This window comes from Labrenzia sp. THAF191a (genome assembly GCF_009363335.1).
GTDB classification, from domain to species: domain Bacteria; phylum Pseudomonadota; class Alphaproteobacteria; order Rhizobiales; family Stappiaceae; genus Roseibium; species Roseibium algicola.
On the sequence record NZ_CP045333.1, the window covers coordinates 496,490 to 516,765 of the forward strand.

15 protein-coding genes are annotated in these 20,276 nt (G+C 59.9%); 11 read left to right on the forward strand and 4 right to left on the reverse strand.

Annotated features, from left to right (window positions below; genetic code table 11):
• Positions 1–54: 54 nt before the first annotated feature.
• Positions 55–1,038, reverse strand: coding sequence for a sugar-binding transcriptional regulator (locus FIV05_RS02315; protein ID WP_022999723.1), 984 nt, complete (start codon positions 1,036–1,038; stop codon positions 55–57).
• Positions 1,039–2,085: 1,047 nt separating this feature from the next.
• On the opposite strand from FIV05_RS02315, the gene FIV05_RS02320 reads away from it, so the two are divergent.
• The 5 genes from FIV05_RS02320 (at position 2,086) to FIV05_RS02340 (ending at position 7,852) form a co-directional block, all read left to right on the forward strand.
• Positions 2,086–2,820: a DUF1194 domain-containing protein gene (locus tag FIV05_RS02320; protein ID WP_152508531.1), complete on the forward strand. Its 735-nt coding sequence runs from the start codon at positions 2,086–2,088 to the stop codon at positions 2,818–2,820.
• A 295-nt stretch (positions 2,821–3,115) separates the two neighbouring features.
• Positions 3,116–3,547: a methylglyoxal synthase gene (locus FIV05_RS02325; protein ID WP_022999719.1), complete on the forward strand. Its 432-nt coding sequence runs from the start codon at positions 3,116–3,118 to the stop codon at positions 3,545–3,547.
• Positions 3,544–4,584 (forward strand): ROK family protein, encoded by a 1,041-nt coding sequence (locus tag FIV05_RS02330; protein WP_152508532.1) that lies wholly within the window; start codon positions 3,544–3,546, stop codon positions 4,582–4,584. Before FIV05_RS02325 ends, FIV05_RS02330 begins: the two co-directional genes overlap by 4 nt.
• Before the next feature lie 12 nt (positions 4,585–4,596).
• Positions 4,597–7,068, forward strand: coding sequence for an ATP-dependent helicase HrpB (hrpB, locus tag FIV05_RS02335; RefSeq protein WP_152508533.1), 2,472 nt, complete (start codon positions 4,597–4,599; stop codon positions 7,066–7,068).
• 100 nt (positions 7,069–7,168) lie between these two features.
• Positions 7,169–7,852 (forward strand): hypothetical protein, encoded by a 684-nt coding sequence (locus FIV05_RS02340; RefSeq protein WP_152508534.1) that lies wholly within the window; start codon positions 7,169–7,171, stop codon positions 7,850–7,852.
• Positions 7,853–8,138: 286 nt separating this feature from the next.
• Here the strand turns inward: FIV05_RS02340 and putA are convergent, their stop codons facing one another.
• A complete protein-coding gene (gene putA / locus FIV05_RS02345) occupies positions 8,139–11,279 on the reverse strand; it encodes a bifunctional proline dehydrogenase/L-glutamate gamma-semialdehyde dehydrogenase PutA (protein ID WP_152508535.1) in 3,141 nt (1,046 codons plus the stop codon).
• 141 nt (positions 11,280–11,420) lie between these two features.
• On the opposite strand from putA, the gene FIV05_RS02350 reads away from it, so the two are divergent.
• The 4 genes from FIV05_RS02350 (at position 11,421) to FIV05_RS02365 (ending at position 15,620) form a co-directional block, all read left to right on the forward strand.
• Entirely contained in the window at positions 11,421–11,876 is a 456-nt protein-coding gene (locus FIV05_RS02350) for a winged helix-turn-helix transcriptional regulator (RefSeq protein ID WP_022999714.1), read from the forward strand.
• 120 nt (positions 11,877–11,996) lie between these two features.
• Positions 11,997–13,220 (forward strand): ABC transporter substrate-binding protein, encoded by a 1,224-nt coding sequence (locus FIV05_RS02355; RefSeq protein ID WP_152508536.1) that lies wholly within the window; start codon positions 11,997–11,999, stop codon positions 13,218–13,220.
• A gap of 10 nt (positions 13,221–13,230) precedes the next feature.
• Complete coding sequence (locus tag FIV05_RS02360) at positions 13,231–14,934, forward strand: ABC transporter permease subunit (RefSeq protein WP_152508537.1); 1,704 nt, start codon at positions 13,231–13,233, stop codon at positions 14,932–14,934.
• 8 nt (positions 14,935–14,942) lie between these two features.
• Positions 14,943–15,620, forward strand: coding sequence for an ATP-binding cassette domain-containing protein (locus FIV05_RS02365; protein WP_152508538.1), 678 nt, complete (start codon positions 14,943–14,945; stop codon positions 15,618–15,620).
• Positions 15,621–15,743: 123 nt separating this feature from the next.
• On the opposite strand, the gene bfr is transcribed toward FIV05_RS02365, so the two are convergent.
• Complete coding sequence (bfr, locus tag FIV05_RS02370) at positions 15,744–16,229, reverse strand: bacterioferritin (protein WP_022999710.1); 486 nt, start codon at positions 16,227–16,229, stop codon at positions 15,744–15,746.
• Between the two features lie 115 nt (positions 16,230–16,344).
• The gene (locus FIV05_RS02375; protein WP_022999709.1) at positions 16,345–16,587 is read right to left on the reverse strand and encodes a (2Fe-2S)-binding protein; all 243 of its coding nucleotides are present in this window, start codon (positions 16,585–16,587) and stop codon (positions 16,345–16,347) included.
• 125 nt (positions 16,588–16,712) lie between these two features.
• On the opposite strand from FIV05_RS02375, the gene FIV05_RS02380 reads away from it, so the two are divergent.
• Both FIV05_RS02380 and FIV05_RS02385 read left to right on the forward strand, forming a co-directional pair.
• Positions 16,713–17,471 carry an SDR family oxidoreductase gene (locus FIV05_RS02380; RefSeq protein WP_022999708.1) on the forward strand — a complete coding sequence of 253 codons (759 nt, stop codon included), beginning with the start codon at positions 16,713–16,715 and terminating at the stop codon, positions 17,469–17,471.
• Between the two features lie 194 nt (positions 17,472–17,665).
• The gene (locus tag FIV05_RS02385) at positions 17,666–20,101 is read left to right on the forward strand and encodes a methyl-accepting chemotaxis protein (RefSeq protein ID WP_209009833.1); all 2,436 of its coding nucleotides are present in this window, start codon (positions 17,666–17,668) and stop codon (positions 20,099–20,101) included.
• Positions 20,102–20,276: the final 175 nt, after the last annotated feature.

The following is a 20,276-nucleotide window of genomic DNA, read 5'->3' on the forward strand; positions in this document are numbered from 1 at the left end:
ACATGCGGGGGCCTGCCTTTTGGCCGGCCCGTTTCCCCTCGTGACCCAGCCGCATCATGCGGACTGTGCCAGCTGCAATCCGGCCCGTGCCGTCAGAGCCCTCGCAAGGGTCTCGTCTGCCACAAGGTCGGTAATGACACCGGTACGCAGGGCCGCGAGCGTGGCATCCACCTTGCTCTCCCCACCTACCAGCGCAATCACGCGGCGCCCGCGCACTTCGTCGAAATGCAGACCCACGGCACAATCGCCGAGCGGATCCGGGGCCAATTTTCCCTCGATCGTCAGAAAGCGTCCCATCAAATCACAGACGGCGCCGCCCGACAGCAAATCTTCCTGTTCTTTTTTGGAAATCATGCCGCGCTGGACAAGATGGCCCTCGTTCTCGACAGAGCCGATGCCGATGAGAAAGGCATCCGACTGGCGCGCGCGGTCCATCAGGTCCTGCACGCTGCGCTGGGTCAGGAACATCGCCTTCTCGTCCTGGTTTTCGGCAAAATAGGGAACCGGCAGATAATAGCCGATGCCGCCTGTGCGTTCCTGCATCTTCTGGACGATGTCGTAGGGGTTGGCAGCAAGCGTGCGCGTCAGCGATCCGCAGATCGACATGATTTCGAGATCGGTTCGCGCCACTTTCGGCAACGCTTCGACAGCCGCGGTCAGCGTGCGTCCCATGCCAACACCCAGACGCGTGACATTGGACCCACCAAGCATCCCGGACAGGAACTGTGCCGCGGAAACGGCGACGGCCCTGAGGGCGCTGTCGTCGTCGCCGCCACCAAGATCGGGAGCAATAATGCAGTTCGTCAGGCCAAAATGCTCCGTAAGCTCCTTTTCAAGCTGGAGGCATTCCATCGGGCGACCATCGACCTGGAATTTGACGAAACCGGCTTTCTGCGCATGAGCGATCAGGCGATGCACCTTGGCGGGCGAAACGCCGAGCTGTGAGGCGATTTCACCCTGGGTACGGCCGCCAACAAAGGACAGCCAGGCCGCCCGGATGGCCATATATGATGTCCAGTCGTCGTCGCGTGTCTGCATTCCGCGTCGAAACCTTCCCCTCCAGAGCCCTTGCGCACGCCTTTCGGCGGGCAGGATACTCAACCACTCTCAAAACGCCCGGCTTAATGGAATTGCATCCGGTAAGATGAAACACCCGCCTGTCCAGCCATGCGAAGCGGTTGACCGCAACGGTCCGGCTATGCCCTGCTCTCTTCGGAGCTTTTGGTTTCCGGGGCCGCGAAGGCCGTCCGAAAAATTCTTCACCAAGTGAGAATTTCTTCAGATCATGACCAGCCTTGCCTTTGCCGTCAACTAAAAAAACTGCCAATTTTCTGGCTGATTGCTGCATTTCTGGGCAGCAATCAGCACCGAGTACCACTTCTGAACGGCGGCAAATTCTGCCCAAAGCTGCCGATTTTCAAAAACAGCCCGGCAAAATTTGCCTAGTTGCCCGGCAATAATTGCCGGTGGATTTGTCCCCCACTTCGAAAACCCGCGTCTTTCAAACCGAAAAACAGCTAATCGGAACGCGCATGTCAGGCGCTTGCGAAGCTGCTGAAACGTCGCCTGTTTTAGGTCTCAACCATGTTTTCTCGCCCGAGTTTCTCACAGTTTCGCGCAAAAATGTGACCGGCAAGGCGGATTGAAAAAACTCAAGAAATCACCACCTTACCCATACGTAAGGCGCAATGCGGATCCACGGATGAAAAATTTGCCTAGCAAATCCGACAGATATCCCGCGCCTGTGGATAGAACATGCACTCCGTGCACATTACTTTTGCCAGCCAAGGAATATTACGCTACGTTTGGCATGTAGCTTGCTAAGTAAATTTCCAAGCTCATCCAAGGCATTCAGCCAATGCCTTGTTAGGAATCACGAGAAACGGAAAGATAAGGAATTCAACGACAAAATAAACAGGGGAGACGTGGCCACCCAGCCGCAAGGCTGAAATAAGGAGAAAAACCATGCGTCTCGACATAACCAAAACAGACTGTGCACCGACGGTTACAAGTTTACTGTCACTTATTTGTGCGGCACTTCTTTTCGCCGCCCCAGCCGCAGCCCGAGACTACCGTCCGGCTCTGATGGCTTCTTCACAATACAGCTATGATCCGGCCAACGAAGTGGACGTCGAACTTGTCCTGGCCGTCGACATCTCCCAATCCATGGATACAGAAGAACAGGAAGTGCAGCGCGCCGGGTATGTCGCCGCTCTCACCTCCAGGGAATTTCTTGACGCCATTCAGGTCGGTCCGATCGGCCGCGTTGCCGTGACCTACATGGAATGGGGCGGGGTCGATGAGCATTTCATCGTCGCCGACTGGACGGTGATCCAGGATGCAAGCTCGGCAGCACACTTCGCTTCCAAGATTGCCGAGGCCCCGCTTCGGCAGGTCCAGCGCACCTCCATCGCCTCGGCGCTCGAAAAGTCGGTCTTTCTGGTTCAGAACAACCAGTATGAAGGCCTGCGCCGCGTAATCGACATTTCCGGTGACGGCCCGAACAACCAGGGCGGCTCCGTGACTGCCATGCGTGATCGCATGGTTGCATCTGGCGTGACCATCAACGGCTTGCCTCTGATGATGAAGTCGAACAAGAACACCTGGCAGGCGATGCTCAACCTCGACCACTATTACGAGGATTGTGTGATCGGCGGCCCGGGCTCCTTCGCCATCCCCGTTCGCAGTCAGGAAGGCTTTGCAGACGCGATCCGCATGAAGCTGGTGATGGAGATCGCCGGGCTGCATCTGCCGGAACCCGATCCCTACTTCCAGCACGTTGCCGGCCGCGAACCGATCCGTTGTAATCTGTTCGACTGATCGCCACGTCTCCATTCTCCTTATTGCCTGCCGCGTTCCGGGCCGGGACGCGGCATTTTCTTTTGCTCCCTGCCAATGATCTGCCCAAGGGGAACAGGTTCTGCACCCGCCCGTTCATCTTCCTTTGCCTAAAGCGCTTTGAACGGCTAAACACTTCCCCGCCGCTGTCGCTTCCTGCCAGGGTGCCTTTTCGTCCGGTTCCCTCCGGGTACGAACTGGTCTCCCGGGACTTTGGTTTCGATCAGCTTTCGGCTATTCAATCGATCCGGATTGCATAGACCCCAGAGGACCGCTGATGCCTGCCACGCCCACTCTTGCGCTTGTCGCGCATGACGCCAAAAAAGACGCCATGGTCGAGTTCGCCAGACGGCACCAGGACAAACTCGCGGTTTTCGAACTTGTCAGCACAGGCACCACGGGCGGCCGCATTCTGGAAGCCTGTCCGGATCTCAAGGTCACAAGGCTGAAAAGCGGCCCGCTGGGCGGCGACCAGCAGATCGGCGCGATGATTGCCGAAGGCAAGCTCCAGGGCCTGTTCTTCTTCGTCGATCCGTTGTCGCCCATGCCGCATGATGTTGATGTGAAAGCCCTGATGCGCCTTGCAGTGGTCTATGACATGCCGATGGCGCTCAATCCGTCGACCGCGGATATCCTGCTGCGCTCCGCCCGCCTGCAGGGCCTCAAGACCACATCCGCGACACCTGAAGTTGGCTCCCTGTCCTCATGAGTTTTTCCAAGAACACCAAATCCTTTGCCTATCCGGTTCTGGTTGCCGATATCGGCGGCACCAACGCCCGTTTCGCTCTGGTTGACGACGCTGAGGCGCCCACCCGCATGTGCGGCAAGACGGCGACCGCGGATCATCCCGACATTTCTTCCGCGATCCGCGAAGTGGTGCTGCCGGAAACCGATCCGAAACCACGTACGGCAATCATCGCGGTTGCCGGTCCCGTCACCGGTGACAGGATCCCCCTCACCAACGCGGCCTGGGTGATCGAGCCGCTGAAGATGATCGCCGACCTCGGTCTGGACGAAGTCATCGTGCTCAACGATTTCGAAGCGCAGGCCCTGGCCTTGCCAGGATATAGCGGCAGCGATATCGAACAGGTCGGCTCCGGCACGATCCGCGAAGAGAGCGCCAAATTCGTCCTCGGTCCGGGCACGGGCCTCGGCGCCGCTGCAATGATCTATGCCGCCCAGACCTGGGTTCCCGTTCCGGGCGAAGGTGGCCATGTGGAACTCGGGCCGGTAACCCCGGAAGACGTTGCCATCTGGCCGCATATCGAACTCGTCGGTGGACGGCTTGGCGCCGAACAGATCCTTAGCGGCACAGGCCTGCCCCGCCTTGCCCGGGGCGTTGCCGCCTATATGGGCGCGGACCGCGACTTCAAAACGGCGGCAAGCATCACCACGGCTGCAGAGGAAAACGATCCGGTGGCGGTGAAGACGCTGGAGGTCTTTGCCAGGGCCCTTGGCCGTGTGGCCGGCGATTTTGCCCTCGCGGTTCTGGCACGGGGCGGCGTCTATCTGACTGGCGGTGTCACGTCGCGGATCACACGCTTCCTCACGGACGGCGGCTTCCGCGCCGCCTTTGAGGCCAAGGCGCCCCACGAGGCCCTGATGGCCAAGATACCGACCTTCATCGTCCGGCACCCCGATCCGGCCCTGGAAGGCCTTGCCTCCTTCGCACGCGCGCCGGAAGCCTTTGCCGTCGACATGCAAGGACGGCAATGGACCGCAGGCGCCGCATCGGGCGCGAGCTGACCCGGGCCTGTCATGTCCTCTGCCCCAGCCTTCGCGGCACCCCTGCCGATCGACGGTGTCCTGCCGGAGCTTCTGGCAACGCTTGATACAGGGCTGAACGCGGTTCTTGTTGCCGAACCGGGCGCAGGCAAGACGACCCGCGTGCCGCTGGCTCTTTTGAACGCGACCTGGCGCGGCGACGGCAAGATCCTGGTACTGGAACCGAGGCGTCTTGCTGCCCGTGCCGCTGCGCGCCGGATGGCAGCCGAACTTGGCGAAAAGCCCGGCGAGACCGTCGGCTACCGTGTGCGCATGGAAACGAAAGTCAGTTCACGCACTCGAATAGAGGTCATCACGGAAGGTGTTTTCACCCGACTGATCCTGGACGATCCGGAACTGACGGGCATTGCCGCCATTCTCTTTGACGAATTTCACGAACGCTCGCTTGACGGCGATCTCGGGCTGGCGCTGGCGCTGGATGTGCAGGCTGCACTGCGCGACGACCTGCGTCTGCTGCCGATGTCCGCAACGCTCGATGCTGCAGGAATTTCAGCCCTGCTTGGCGACGCGCCCGTCATCGAAAGCACGGGGCGCAGCTACCCGGTCGAAACACGTTACATGGGGCGAACGCCGAACGAGCGCATCGAACCGCAGACGGTGCGGGCCATCCGGCAGGCTCTTTCTGAAGAAACAGGTTCCATGCTGGTGTTTCTGCCAGGCCAGGGCGAAATCCGCCGCACCGCCGAGATGCTGGACGGAAAGCTTCCCGCCAATTGCCAGGTCGCGCCGCTTTACGGCGGACTGGACGCCAAGGCCCAGGACGCAGCCATCCGGCCGGCAGATGCCGGCCTCCGCAAGATCGTGCTGGCCAGTGCCATCGCCCAAACCTCGCTGACGATCGAAGGTGTGCGTGTCGTTGTCGACAGCGGTCTGGCGCGGGTGCCGAAATATGAACCACAGACCGGACTGACCCGGCTGGAAACCGTGCGCGTCTCTCGCGCTTCCGCTGATCAGCGGAGGGGCCGCGCCGGACGTACCGAGCCCGGTGTCTGCTACAGGCTCTGGGACGAAGCCCAGACCGTGGCCCTGCCACAGGCAGAGGCTCCGGAAATCCTGGAAGCGGATCTCACCGGCCTGGTGCTGGACCTGGCGGCCTGGGGGACGCTCGATCCGGCAGCCCTCGCTTTTGCCGACCAGCCCCCACTTGCGACCTGGCGCGAAGCAAAGGCTCTGCTTCAGGATCTGCACGCTCTGGATGACCACGGACGTCTGACCAATGACGGCAAGGCACTGGCGAAGCTCCCGCTGCATCCACGCCTGGCTCACATGGTGATCGAAGGTGTTGCCCGCGATCTCGGCTTTACCGCCGCGATGATCGCGCTGGTGCTGTCCGAACCGGGTCTTAGCGGCCGGGATCCCGACCTGCGTGCGCGTTTGCAGGCTTTGCGCCATGACAAGAGCCAACGTGTAAAAGACGGCCGCCAACTTGCCGAGCGCTGGCTGAAGCAGGCAGGCGGAACAGGCAGGGAGATAGATCCGGAAAGCGCCGGACTTCTGCTCGCCCTTGCCTATCCTGACCGGGTGGCCCAGCAGCGCGGGCAGACAGGACGCTTCCGCCTTGCGAACGGCCGTGGCGCAGAATTGGAGGCGGAACATACCCTTTCCCGGCAAGCCTTCCTGACTGTTGCCGATATTCAGGGCAAGGCGGCAAGCGGGCGTATCCAGCTCTGCGCGCCAATTTCCAAATCCGATATCGAAGACCTGTTTGCTGCAGACATCGTCGAGCAGGATGAAGTCCGGTTGACAGGAGATGGTGCGCTGAAGGCGCGGCGTGTCACCCGCTACAAGGCGGTTGAACTGAAGTCCGTCCAGATCCAGTCAGCAGATCCGGCAGCTGTCGAACGGGCCCTGATTGCCGAGATCCGCCGGCGCGGCGTCTCCCGCCTGCCCTGGAGCAAGGAACAGGAACGGCTGAAGAAACGTGTCGCCTATGCCCGGGAGAACGGCGCGCAGGATCTGCCGGATCTTTCCGACGGCACCTTGACGGAAACCCTGGAAACCTGGCTGCAGCCCTATCTCGCCGGCTGCACGAGCCTTGCCGCAATCGATACCGCCGTGCTGGGCAACGCGCTTGCGGCGCTCCTGCCCTATGATGCATCTGCACGGCTGGACAACCTTGCCCCCTCGCACTTCACCGCGCCGACAGGCAGCAAGGTGCCGATCGACTATGGTGCGGCCGCAGGTCCGACGCTTTCCATTCGCGTGCAGGAACTCTTCGGCCTCAAGGAGCATCCGAGCGTCTGCGAAGGCAGATTGCCGCTGATCCTGGAACTCCTCTCCCCGGCACAACGGCCGATCCAGATCACGAAGGATCTTCCCGGCTTCTGGCAAGGCTCATGGGCGGATGTGAAAGCCGACATGAAGGGCCGATATCCAAGGCACCCCTGGCCGGACGACCCGACCGAGGCCGAGGCGACGAGAAGGGCAAAACCGCGAGGGAGCTGATTCTCCCGTAAATCACATTCGAATTCAGATAAGCTCTTGACTTGAGCCTGCCATATGCGTTTCCAAGAAGGGCTTAAACACGAAATTTAAAAGAAATCCGATGAAACTGATCTTTCTCTTTTTTGTTTTTATTTTTAGCCATGTCTGCGCCGCCAGTAGTTCTACTCCACTGAGCGACAAAGACGCCGAAAGAATCACTTCCGAAATGATGTTGCAACTTGAGCAACTTCATGAACGCTTGATGGAGATTCTCGAACTGCAAGATCCAACAGAGCGTCAACCAGAGTTGGAGAGGATCAGAGAAGAACTCGAAGAAATTCAAGTTCCGTATCAGACAGCACTGCAGAGTATCGAAACTCAACCACAGGAAAGCTCATCTGTTACGAGAAGGTCGCATCTGAAAGACCTCTGGAAGTGTCAGAAAGCCGTCGCGGTCCTAGTTACTTTCTCGGACATTGTCGTCCAACCTGAAGTTCGTTTTCGTTCCCCTACCCAGGTTCAGAAAACCTACTTCGATTTCTTGAGCAAAAGTGAAGACTGTCGCTATCAGCTCGGCAAAGAACCATCTGCAGAGCTCGACACACCTGCGAAAGTATTTCAGGCTTATCTGCGAGTTATGGAGCGTACTCTCCGCGAGATGAAAGATCTGGACGACCCTGGCTTTCTAGCGGAAACAAGAGGGGATCAGTACGAATGGTTCAGGTTCAGGGAAAGATTTATTGGCGTCTTTACTCGGAAAATAGTTGGGAGCTTTATAGGCTATACGCCATCACATCTGGGTTAAGCTTGCGTTCGGAAGAATACCGGAACGAGGTGCGCGCGTTTGGCGCGTGCCAAACAATGCAGGGATCATTTATGCAACTTGTCGATAAATATTCCTTTTTTTTGGCACGCGATATCCCCGGCCTCCTACACGACAGGTCATTGAACCGCTTGGTCACGAAGTTCGCGGAATGCGAAGCGGCATTGTCCGATAAGTAAAACGAACTCTTGTATATCAATCTCCGGAAATGGCTCCCTTCAAACGCGAGGCGGTAAGGGAGCCATCTCTCAGACCACGAGTTGGCTAATCAATCGTCCGAAGCCGCCACCAGGCTTGCGTTGCCACCGGCGGCCGCGGTGTTGATGGACACCACCTGTTCCAGGGCGAACCGGTAGAGGTAAGCCGGGCCTCCGGCCTTGGGGCCGGTGCCGGACAGGCCGGAGCCGCCGAAGGGCTGGGTGCCGACAACCGCGCCGATGGTGTTGCGGTTGACATAGACGTTGCCGACGGACAGCCGGTCGACGACCTTCTTCACCGTTGCATCGATACGGCTGTGAACACCGAGCGTCAGGCCGTAGCCGGTGCCTGCGATCTGGTCCAGCACCTTGTCGAGATCGCCCGCCTTGTAGCGGACCACGTGCAGCACCGGCCCGAAGACTTCCCGCGTCAGGGCCTCGGCCTTGTCCAACTCGATGATGTGCGGGGCCACCCAGGAGCCGTTGGCCAGCTTGCCGTGCGGTGTCTTGCCGGCATAGCGCAGTTTCTGGCTTTCCTTCATGTCATCGACATGGGAGAGAATGTTGTCGCGTGCTTCCTCGTCGATAACCGGGCCGATATCGGTGGATGGCAACCGGGGGTCACCCAGGCTGAGTTCCCTGGCAGCGCCTTCCAGCATCTCCAATAGATGATCGGCGACATCCGCCTGCACATAAAGCAGACGCAGTGCGGAGCAGCGCTGACCGGCGGAGCGGAAAGCGGACATCATGACGTCGTCGCAGACCTGTTCCGGCAGGGCCGTGGCATCGACAATCATCGAGTTGATGCCACCGGTTTCGGCAATGAGCGGAACGATCGGTCCACGTTTGGCAGCAAGCGTGCCGTTGATCAGCCAGGCGGTTTCGGTCGATCCTGTAAAGGCGACACCGGCGACGGCCGGATGGGACGTCAGCGCCGCACCGACATCCCCCTCGCCCGGAAGCAGGTAGAAGACATCTTCCGGGACACCGGCCTCATACATCAGCTTGGCGGTCTCAAAAGCGATCAGCGGTGTCTGTTCCGCCGGCTTGGCAACAACGGCATTGCCCGCCATCAGGGCGGCGCTGATCTGGCCGAGGAAGATCGCCAGCGGGAAGTTCCACGGCGAAATACAGACGAAGACGCCGCGGCCCCGATAGCGGTAGCGGTTTTCCTCGCCGGTCGGCCCCGGCATCAGCTTGCCTTCGCCGAAAAGATTTCTGGCCTCGGCCGCATAGTAGCGGCAGAAGTCGACGGCTTCGCGAATTTCGGCAATGCCATCGGTCAGGCACTTGCCGGCTTCCAATGAGAGGATCGTCATCAGACGGTCCCGGTTGGCCTCCAGCAGATCGCCTACCTTGTCGATGGCAGCCGCCCGCTCTTCAACCGGTCTGCGCGACCATTTCTCGAACCCCTTCTGGGCATTTTCGACAGCAAGGCGGGCCGTTTCGCTGTCCGCGAAGCGCACCGTGCCGACCTTGGTCGAGCCGTCCATCGGGGCAAACACCGGATTGGCGTCACCCGACGGTTTCAGCCCCGCTCCAAGCGGGGCGGCCTCGGTGAACGGTGCTGTGGTTTTCGCCATGCCGGACGTCAGCAAATTGCGCTCCGCCGCACAGCCGAATTCCACGCCGTCGGAATTTTGCCGGCTGTCGCCGTAAAGGTCCTTCGGCAGCGGGATCGACCGGTTGATGGAATGGTGACCGCTATCCAGCAGTTCCTTCGGCCGCTTGAGCATCTTTTCAACCGGCACGGAGGCATCGCCCACGATGGTGACGAAGGAGGAGTTGGCGCCGTTTTCCAGAAGGCGGCGGACGAGATAGGCCAAGAGGTCCTTGTGACCACCGACCGGGGCATAGATCCGGCACGGGAAGCCGTCGCGTTCGACAACGGATTTGTAAAGGCTTTCGCCCATGCCGTGCAGGCGCTGGAACTCGTACCCTTCCGCCTTGCCACCGGAGAGTTCGATGATCTGGGCAACTGTCAGTGCGTTGTGGGTGGCGAACTGCGGGTAGAGCACATCCCGTGCCGCCAGCATCCGCTTGGCGCAGCACAGATAGGACAGATCCGTCGCCGCTTTTCGCGAGAACACCGGATAGCCTTCCGCACCGCCTTCCTGGGCGTGCTTGATTTCCGTATCCCAATAGGCGCCCTTGACGAGGCGCACCATCAGTTTGCGATTGGTCTTGCGGGCTGCGTTGACCAGCCAGTCGATCACGTGAATACCGCGTTTCTGATAGGCCTGAACCGCCAGTCCAAAGCCATCCCAGCCCTCGGTGACCGGATCGGTCAACATGGCTGCTATGATATCCAGCGAGATTTCCAGCCGATCGGCTTCTTCCGCATCGACGGTGAAGTTGAGGTTGTGGTCCTTGGCCATCTGCGCCAGTTCGCGCAGCTTCGGCAGGAGTTCGTCGCGCACGCGTTCGCCGTTGACGGCCTGATAGCGCGGATGCAGCGCGGAAAGCTTCACCGAAATGCCCGGTCGGTCCGGCAGTTGCTTGTCGCCTGCGGCCTTGCCGATGGCGGCAATTGCCTTGGCATAGGACTGGAAGTAACGCTCGGCGTCCTTCTGGGTACGCGCTCCTTCGCCCAGCATGTCATAGGAATAGCGATAGCCCTTCGCTTCCTGGGTCCTGGCGCGCTCCAGAGCCTTCTGGATGGTTTCTCCGAGAACGAACTGATGACCGAGCAGGCGCATTGCCTTGCGGGTCGCCATGCGCACGGTCGGCATGCCCATGCGCTTGACGAGGCTCGACAGGATCGACTGGGGCGTGTCGCCCGGGTGCAGCAGACGAGAGGTGACGCCCAGCGCCCAGGAAGAGGCGGAGACAAGCCAGGTGTCGGATTTCGGGCCTGAGGGATCATCGAAGCGGGCTGCCGCCAGCTTGTCTTCGATCAGCTTGTCCGCGGTCTTTGCGTCCGGAACGCGCAGCAGAGCTTCCGCCAGCACCATCATGGCCAGACCTTCACGGGTGGTCAGACCAAATTCGCGCATGAAGTCTTCCACGCCGCCGAGACCGACCTGGACCGAGCGCATGTCCTGAATATAATCGCGGGCGCGCTGGTCGATCAGTTTCTCCACCACGGGGTCGGTGTTGGCTTCCTTCAGAAGCGCTTCGACAAGCGTCTTGTCATCGGGGGCGTACGCCGGGCGAAACGGCTCGAGTTCGGTCGAATTGATTGTCTTCATGGCTGCAACAGTTGCGGTCATGAGAGCCTCCCAAAGGGGCCCCGCGGGGCCAGGTCACTAGATGCCTCCAAAATATCTTGAATCGAAGTCCGCTTTTCGCTGTTTTTGAAGCCAATCTCCGTGTATTCCTCTGCAAATTTCTTTTTTCTAGGGAAATTCGCCATGCTTGATGCAACAGACCGGAGGATTCTGAAGGTTCTCCAACAGGACGGCCGCATTACCAATACGGACCTTGCCGAACGGGTGCATCTTTCGGCAACCGCGACCGCCGAACGCATGAAGCGGCTGGTGCGCGAAGGGTACATCGAGCACTTCTCCGCCAGCCTCAATCCGAAGATGGTGGACCGAGGTTTGCTGGTCTTCGTCGAAATCCGGCTTGACCGCACCTCACCGGAAATTTTCGACGCCTTCAAGATTGCCGTCGAACGTTCGACCGACATCATGGAATGTCACATGGTGGCAGGCGGCTTCGACTACCTCATGAAAAGCCGCGTCAAGGACATGGAAGCCTATCGGGCCTTCCTGTCTGATGTGGTTTTGGCGCTGCCAGGCGTGCGTGAAACACATACTTACGCCGTCATGGAAGAGATCAAGGACACCCATATCTTGCCGGTCTGATTTGCGCTGGAACCGAACGGACACGAACACTCATCGTTCACAAAGCCTTGTCTTGACCATGCCATGCGCCTTGCGCGAGGGAACGAGGACCGGACACGATCCGCAACAGGGGAAATTCTGATGAAACGCATGCTTGCCGCAACGCTTGGTCTTATCGGATCACTGATGGCACCGGTGGCTGCTTCTGCACAGGAAGCGGCCAATGATCCGGCGTGGCAGGCAGTGCTGGATGAGGCCAGAGGCGAGACCGTTTATTTCCACGCCTGGGGCGGCGAGCCGCGCATCAACGCCTATATCGCCTGGGCTGCCCGGGAAGTGGCAAATGAATTTGACGTTCGCGTCCTTCAGGTGAAGGTCAGTGACACCGCATCTGTGGTCTCACAGGTGCTTGCCGAAAAATCGGTTGGCAAGGTCTCTGGCGGCGCGGTCGATCTGGTCTGGATCAACGGCGAAAATTTCGCGGCCATGAAGGAACAGGGCCTGCTGGCAGCACCTGGATGGGCGCAGACGTTGCCGAACTGGGATTACGTCGACGTGGAAAACAAGCCGACGGTCGCCCAGGATTTCACCGTGCCTACGGATGGCCAGGAAAGCCCGTGGGGGATGGCCAAGCTCGTGTTCATGTATGACAGTGCCCGCCTGGACACCCCACCAGCGACGCTCGATGCGCTGCTGAGCTACGCCAAGGCGAACCCGGGCCGTTTTGCCTATCCGCAACCGCCAAATTTCTATGGCACGACCTTTCTGAAACAGGTTCTCGTCAGCACGGTTCCGGACAAGGCCGCTCTGACGAAACCGGTGGATGAAGCCCGCTTCGAAGAAATGACCGCACCGTTGTTTGCCTATCTGGACGCATTGAACGGCTCGCTCTGGCGCCAGGGCCGTGCTTTCCCGAAGGATGCAGCGCATATGCGCCAGCTGCTTGCCGACGGAGAACTGGATATTGCATTTTCCTTCAATCCGTCCGATGCCTCGAGCGCAATTGCCAACGGCGAACTGCCGCCCAGCGTGCGCACCTTCGTTCTGGATGGCGGCACCATCGGCAACACCCACTTCGTTGCAATTCCGTTCAACAGTTCCAGCCAGGCAGGCGCCAAGGTCTTCGCCAACTTCCTGTTGTCACCCGCGGCACAGGCTCGCAAGCAGGATCCCGGTATCTGGGGCGACCCGACGGTTCTGAACGTTGCCGGACTGCCTGAAACCGAAAAGGTTCTCTTCGATACACTCGACCTTGGGCCTGCGACCTTGACGCCCGAACAGCTCGGCCCGGTCCTGCCGGAACCGCATCCGAGCTGGGTCAGTGCGCTTGAAGAGGCCTGGACCACCCGCTACGGCGCCGAGTGAGCCGGAGTACGTGGCAACCCAGCCGAAAGCCGTCCCGGCCATTCCGATCATCCTTGTGTCGGTTCTTCTGGCCGGGCCGGTTCTTGCCGGCCTGGCGGGCACGGTCCTGCCTGCCTTCGGTTACCTGCCCGCGCTGGGCCACAACAGCTTCACCCTTGAACCTGTCCGGCACCTGTTCCAACAACCCGGTCTGCTGACTTCCGTTTGGCTCAGTATTGCCACCGGCCTGACGGCCTCCGTCGTGTCGCTGGCGATCGTGCTCCTGTTCGTGGCAGGCTGGTCCGGAACGGCGGCGTTCCGGCGCCTGACCCGGTTTCTGTCGCCGCTGCTTTCAGTGCCGCACGCGGCGGCGGCCATCGGTCTTGCTTTTCTGATTGCGCCATCGGGCTTTCTGGTTCGCCTCGTTTCGCCCTGGGCGACTGGCTGGTCCAGGCCACCCGACGTTCTGATCCTCAACGATCCGTTCGGCATCGCCATGACGGTTGGTCTTGTCGCCAAGGAAGTGCCTTTTCTGTTCCTGATGACGCTCGCCGCGCTAAACCGCCCTCACGTTCAGGAGTATTTCAAGGCAGGTGCCAGCCTTGGCTATGGCCGTGTCGCAACCTTCTTCAAGATCGTTCTGCCGCAGATCTACCCGCTCATCCGCCTGCCGGTGCTGGCAGTGGTCGCCTATGCCACATCCGTCGTTGATGTCGCCTCTATCCTTGGGCCGACGACACCGGCTCCGCTCGCCCCGCGTCTCGTCAGCTGGATGAACGACCCGGATCTAACCAAACGTCTGATGGCATCTGCCGGGGCGTTGCTGCAACTTGCCGTCAGCACGACTGCTCTGGCCACCTATCTGGCAGGCGAACGGCTGGTCGCCTCGGCCTCCAGACGCCGTCTCGTCACCGGGCATCGTCACCTGCGCGAGCGTGCGGCAAGATATGGCGGACTTCTGGTGATGGTAATCATCATCGTCGCCATGATCATCTCGCTGCTGCTGCTCGGGATCTGGTCTGCTGCCCGCTCTTGGTGGTTTCCCTCCGTTCTGCCGCAGGCCTGGAATGTCATGCAAATGACCGACACCCTCGGCATGAGCCTCGGGCTTCTCGGTACGACAGTCGCTCTGGCCTGTGCCTCAGCGCTTGTTGCAACAGCCCTGACACTTTGGGTTCTGGAAGCGCGCGATCACCGCAAGTCGACCTCTTCGCGCCGTCTCAAGACACTCGTCTTCCTGCCGCTGCTGCTGCCGCAGATCAGCTTTCTGTTCGGTCTGCAGTTGCTTTTCCTGTCAGCGGATTTCAGCGGCACATTCTCCGCTGTTTTGCTGGCCCACCTGGTTTTCGTCCTGCCCTACGCTTTCCTGGCCTTGAGCGATCCCTGGGCCCGGCTCGATCCGCGCTTTGCCAAGGCCGCAGCCTCCATCGGCGCGTCGCGTGCCCGCATCTTCTGGCAGATCCGTTTGCCATTGTTGCTGCGGCCTGTTCTGGTAACGCTTGCCGTGGCAGCCGCGGTATCCGTCGGCCAGTATCTGCCGACCTTGATGATCGGTGCCGGACGGGTCGCCACGGTCACGACCGAGAGCGTCGCTCTTGCCAGCGGAGGCAGCCGGCAGGCAACCGCGCTGCTGGCCCTGCTGCAACTTGGCATACCACTGGCCGGATTTACGCTGGCCGCACTGTTACCGGCGTTGCTTCATCGCAACCGGGCCGCCATGCGGCTGGAAAGGTGAGGCAAGCAATGCAAACCCCAAACGAGCCATTGGGCCTCGTTCTTCAGGACGTCACCCTCCACCTGGACGGAGCGCCCCTGCTTGGGATCGACTGCCGGATAGAACCGGGAACAGTGCTCACCGTGATGGGTGAAAGCGGCAGCGGCAAATCCAGCCTGCTCGACTTCATTGCCGGTTTCCTCCGGCCGGATTTCAAGGCGAGCGGCAAGGTGATGCTTGATGGCACGGATCTGACACCTCTGCCTGCACAGGAGCGGCATATCGGCCTGATGTTCCAGACGCCGCTGTTGTTCCCGCATATGTCCGTGCTGCAGAACCTGATGTTCGCCATTCCCGCTGCAATCCGCAAAAGATTCCTCCGGCGGGACATGGCTCAACAGGCCCTCGCCGATGTCGGGCTTTCCGGCTTCGGCAGCCGCGACCCTGCGACGCTGTCCGGCGGTCAGCAGACCCGTGTCGCCCTTATGCGAACGCTTCTTGCCGAGCCGCATGCGCTGCTGCTGGACGAACCTTTCTCAAGTCTCGACAAGGCCCGGCGAGCCGACATCCGGGCATTGGTCTTCGACGCAGCCAGACAAAAGGGCTTGCCCGTCCTGCTTGTCACGCACGACGAGGAAGACGCTGACGCAGCCGGTGGCAAGGTACATTTTCTTGATGAAAGCGGATCAGGCAACGGCTGCGCCTGAGAAGGAGGTCACATCGGTGCAATCGTCGGCGAACAGGGCGTACGGCCAAAACGCGCGGTAGAACTGAGCCACCTAAATAATCTTCTGATGGCAGACAGAAATCAGGTTTGTGAACCCTGGTGCTTATTCGGCGGTGTCCGCAGACTTGGCCTGCAGCAGGGAGTAGTTGTCGATGCCGATCCGTTCGATCAGTTCGAGCTGCGTTTCGAGGAAATCGATGTGGCTTTCCTCGTCGCTCAGAAGCTGTTCAAACAGCGCCATGGAAACATAGTCGCCGAGCTCGCGACAGACTTCGCGGGCTTCGTGGTAAAGGGCCCGCGCGACGTATTCCGCTGCAAGGTCGCCTTCCAGGCATTCCTTGACCGACTGGCCGATCCGCAACGGGTCCAGGGTTTGAAGATTAGGCAGACCTTCCAGGAAGATGATCCGGTCCATCAGATCCTGTGCGTGCTGACGCTCTTCTTCAGCTTCCGCCAGTTCCTTGTCGGCCAACTTGCCGAAGCCCCAGTCGGCCAGCAGCCGGGCATGGACCCAATACTGGTTCACTGCCGTCAATTCATGACGCAGGGCCTTGTTGAGATACTCGATTACGCGCGCTTCGCCCTTCATGACCCTCTCCCTGCGAGATCCCCCCGGGGCGCTCTGTCACTTGGACATGTGCCCGGATGTTGATCGAAATTCATGTTCCGGACCAAGCCTTTTCTCTGGCCGGGGCCGGTAAGTCCTAGCGGTTTGAAGCCTGCTTCAATTCTGCAGGCGACTCTTCCGACTGTGGTTGCTCTTCAGAACTTTTTTCGTGAATGATGTCAATGACCGACGGAAAACAGCTTCCGCAACGCGGCCTGCACCCCAGATGACGGAACACCGCTCCGGGCGTTGGCACCTTGCCATTCGGGTCTGCACGCATTTCTTCCGCGGCTTCGCGAAGTTGCTTGTCAGACAGTACGTTACAGGAGCAAATGATCATTGTAGGATCCGGCGCGCGTCCTCATATGCGAACATATTGGCATTGACGAATTCCAGCGCAATAACGAAACTCGACTGCAAGAGTCAACTTTTTCCACGACTTTTGCACGCCAGCAGGGAAATAACATGACCGGCCAGGGTATCCCCGACGAGCGTCCGACACTCGTGCTGACAGGCGCGAGCCGCGGCATCGGACATGCCACCGTCAAGCGGTTTTCCGCGGAAGGCTGGCGGGTGATCACCTGCTCCCGGCAGGCGTTTTCGGACAAGTGTCCATGGCCGATGGGGCCTGAGGATCATATCCAGGTGGATCTGTCCGATCCGGAAAACCTCGGGTTTGCCACCCAGGAAATCCGCAAGCGTCTGGAGCCCAACGGTTCGCGCCTTCATGCGCTGGTCAACAATGCGGGGATCAGCCCCAAGGGCCCCGACGGGGAACGTCTGGATTCGCTGACAACGGCCATGCACGAATGGCGCACCGTTTTTCAGGTCAACTTCTTTGCCCCCATCCTGCTCGGCCGGGGCCTTTTCAAGGAACTGAAGAATGCCAAGGGTTCGGTCGTCAACGTGACATCGATCGCCGGCATGAAGGTGCATCCCTTCGCCGGTACCGCCTATTCCACCTCGAAGGCGGCCCTCGCATCGCTTACGCGGGAGATGGCGGCCGACTTCGGTCCGCACGGCATTCGCGTCAATGCAATCGCACCGGGCGAAATCGATACATCCATCCTGTCACCTGGCACCGAAAAGATGATCGAAGACATTCCGCTCCGCCGCCTTGGCCTGCCGAATGAAGTTGCCGACACGATCTATTACTTGTGCTCCGAGAAGTCTTCCTATGTCAGTGGAGCAGAAATTCACATCAACGGCGGTCAGCATGTATAAATCATTTATACAACCTGCCCTTCGTCTAGCTTGCCGATATATTTGCGGTACCTAAACCAGACTTTCAGAATGACGCATTTATTCTTCAGCTAAATATTACCTGAAGCTAAAAATGCGTGATTTACCTAATGTTCATTGCGCTCCGCAATACTGACAGAACGACAATGCAGTTGTTCCGGCTGTGCGGGGATAAAATGAAACGAATATTGAAAGTTCTGACCGACTTGAAATTTGGCTTCAAGGTCGGCGGCGGTTTTCTGGCAGTCTTGCTGCTGACGGCAGTCGTAGGTGGCGTGGGATTTCTGGCCATCCATGGTCTGTCCGCGCGGTTCGTCGTTGCCGATCAGGCGGCCAAGGTTGCCGGACAGGTCCAGGCAACGTCCCTGCTTCGTGAAGACTATCTCAACAATCCTTCGGCAGACCTCCGCAATTCCGTGCTTGAAGGTGTGGCGACGCTGCAAGGCGAACTGGACCTCCTGACCAACGAGATTGCGGGCGACACCGCCTCTGAAGCTCAGGTCGCCGGGGCCAAGGACGCGGTCTCCAGTTTCTCGACCACTTTCGATCAGGTCGCCGAGCAGACGGTGCAGCAGGCCGAACGTATCGCGACACTTCAGAAAAGCACCAATGATCTGGAAGCACTGGCGACCAACATCAGTGACGCCGTTCTGACGGAAGAAAAACGCATCAGCGCCGAAGCCTTCGCGGCGAACAGCCAGCTGGACGATGCCAACCAGCTTCAGAGAACCGTGTTCGAACTGAAAGACGAAGTCGTCAAGGTTCACATGCTCTACCTGAAAGGCAGCGGCAATATTGACGGTGAAGATCTTACCTCAGCCATCGACACCGCACGCAACCTCGTCTCTTCCACGAAGCAGATGAAGTACAAGCAGATCGAAGGTATCGACCGCAAGACCGTGAGCAAGCTGGCCTCGCAGGCGAACAAGCTCAACGCGGCTCTGGAGAACCTCACAAAGGATCTCGGCTTTTCCGAAGCCTATGAAGCACGCCAGGCTGTCGGCAATGCCATCGACGGGATGAACGGCTTTACCGAGGAAATTCTCGGGCAAGTCCACCCGGTCGTTTCCAAGGCAAAGACCGACGCGCTGACCGCCTCCACCCGCCTTGCAACGGTGCGCTCCATTGCCGAAAAAGCGACCAGTCTGAATGAGATGGCGCTGGCTGCCCGCGCGGAAACACTCTACCTCTTCGGCGCCTTTGGTGTCAGCGACCAGTCGGCTGTGGAAGAACAGATTGCCAATCTGCAGGGCCTGGAAAAGGACATGGTCAAATACGCCATGATCCTTCCCTCCGCCGCAGACGCGATCAACGCGATCCCTGAATCCGTTGCAACGCTCGACAAGTCTTTCCGCGAGATGCTTGTCACCAAGGCTGATCTGGCCGCCAAACGAGTGGAACTTGACGACCTGACCCGCAAGGTCAGCGCCGACATCACGTCCATCTCCGCTGCACAGTCGCAGGCCGCCAATTCCGCCGCCACGGCTGCAAAGGTCCAGATTGCCGTCACGATCCTGCTCGCCATCCTGGGCGGCATCGGTCTTGCCTTCATTCTCAACCTGGCCATCACGCGTCCGATCCGCACGATCACCGGCGTCATGGACCGCCTGGCAAACGGCAACAATGAAGTTGTGATCCCGGGCATCGATCGCGGCGACGAGATCGGCGACATGAGCCGCACGGTGCAGGTGTTCCGCGACAACGCTGTGGAACGCGCTCAGCTGCAGGAGCAGAATGCCCGCGAGGAAGCCTCCCGCCAGGAACGCCAGGCCCGTATCGACAGTCTGATCCATTCTTTCCGCACCAAGGCGGAAGAAGCGCTCGGCTCCGTGGAAACCACCGCGGGCGGCCTCGACAACACCGCACAGGCCCTGACGGAAATCGCCCGGGACAGCGCCGGCTACGCCAGCGAAACCCAGGCATCGTCCAACGAGACCACCAACAACGTTCAGACCGTGGCAAGCGCCGCCGAAGAACTGGCGGCTTCGATCGGCGAGATCTCCCGCCAGGTTGCCCAGACGACGGAAATCGTCGACCGGGCCACCACCGGAACACGGATCACCAACCAGAAGGTCGAAGGACTGGCGGAAGCCGCCACAAAGATCGGCGAAGTGGTGACCCTCATCCAGGCGATTGCCGAACAGACCAACCTTCTGGCCCTCAACGCCACCATCGAAGCGGCACGCGCCGGTGAAGCCGGAAGAGGTTTCGCGGTTGTTGCTGCCGAGGTGAAGGAGCTGGCCACCCAGACCTCCAAGGCAACGGAGGAGATCTCCAGCCAGATCACCGAGATCCAGAACGCGACCAAGGAATCCGTCGTTGCCATTGGCGAGATCGCGGAAACCATGACCGAGGTGAACACCTACACCACGGCCATCGCATCGGCTGTCGAACAGCAGGGCGCTGCCACCGCGGAAATTTCGCAGAACGTGCAGCGCGCGGCGGAAGGAACCGGTGCCGTGTCCTCTTCCATGTCGCAGCTATCTCAGGCCGTTGACCAGACCTCCTCGTCTGCGGACATGGTGCTGTCGGCTTCCGGAGAACTGACCCAGAAGACCCACGAACTGAAGCGTGAAGTCGAGCAGTTCCTCTCCGAGGTTGCCGCAGCCTGATCGCACACATCTGACCGAAGAGGGCGGGTGAGCTTCGGCTCCCCGCCCTTTTCTTTTGCGCTCGACAGGATCGCCGACCGCAGCGGGAAATTGCCTTTGCGGTGCTGTTGTGGGCGGTCACGAAACCTACGGACCGGACGGGTTCAAAAGCCGGCCGGCAAACCTTTTCGACCAC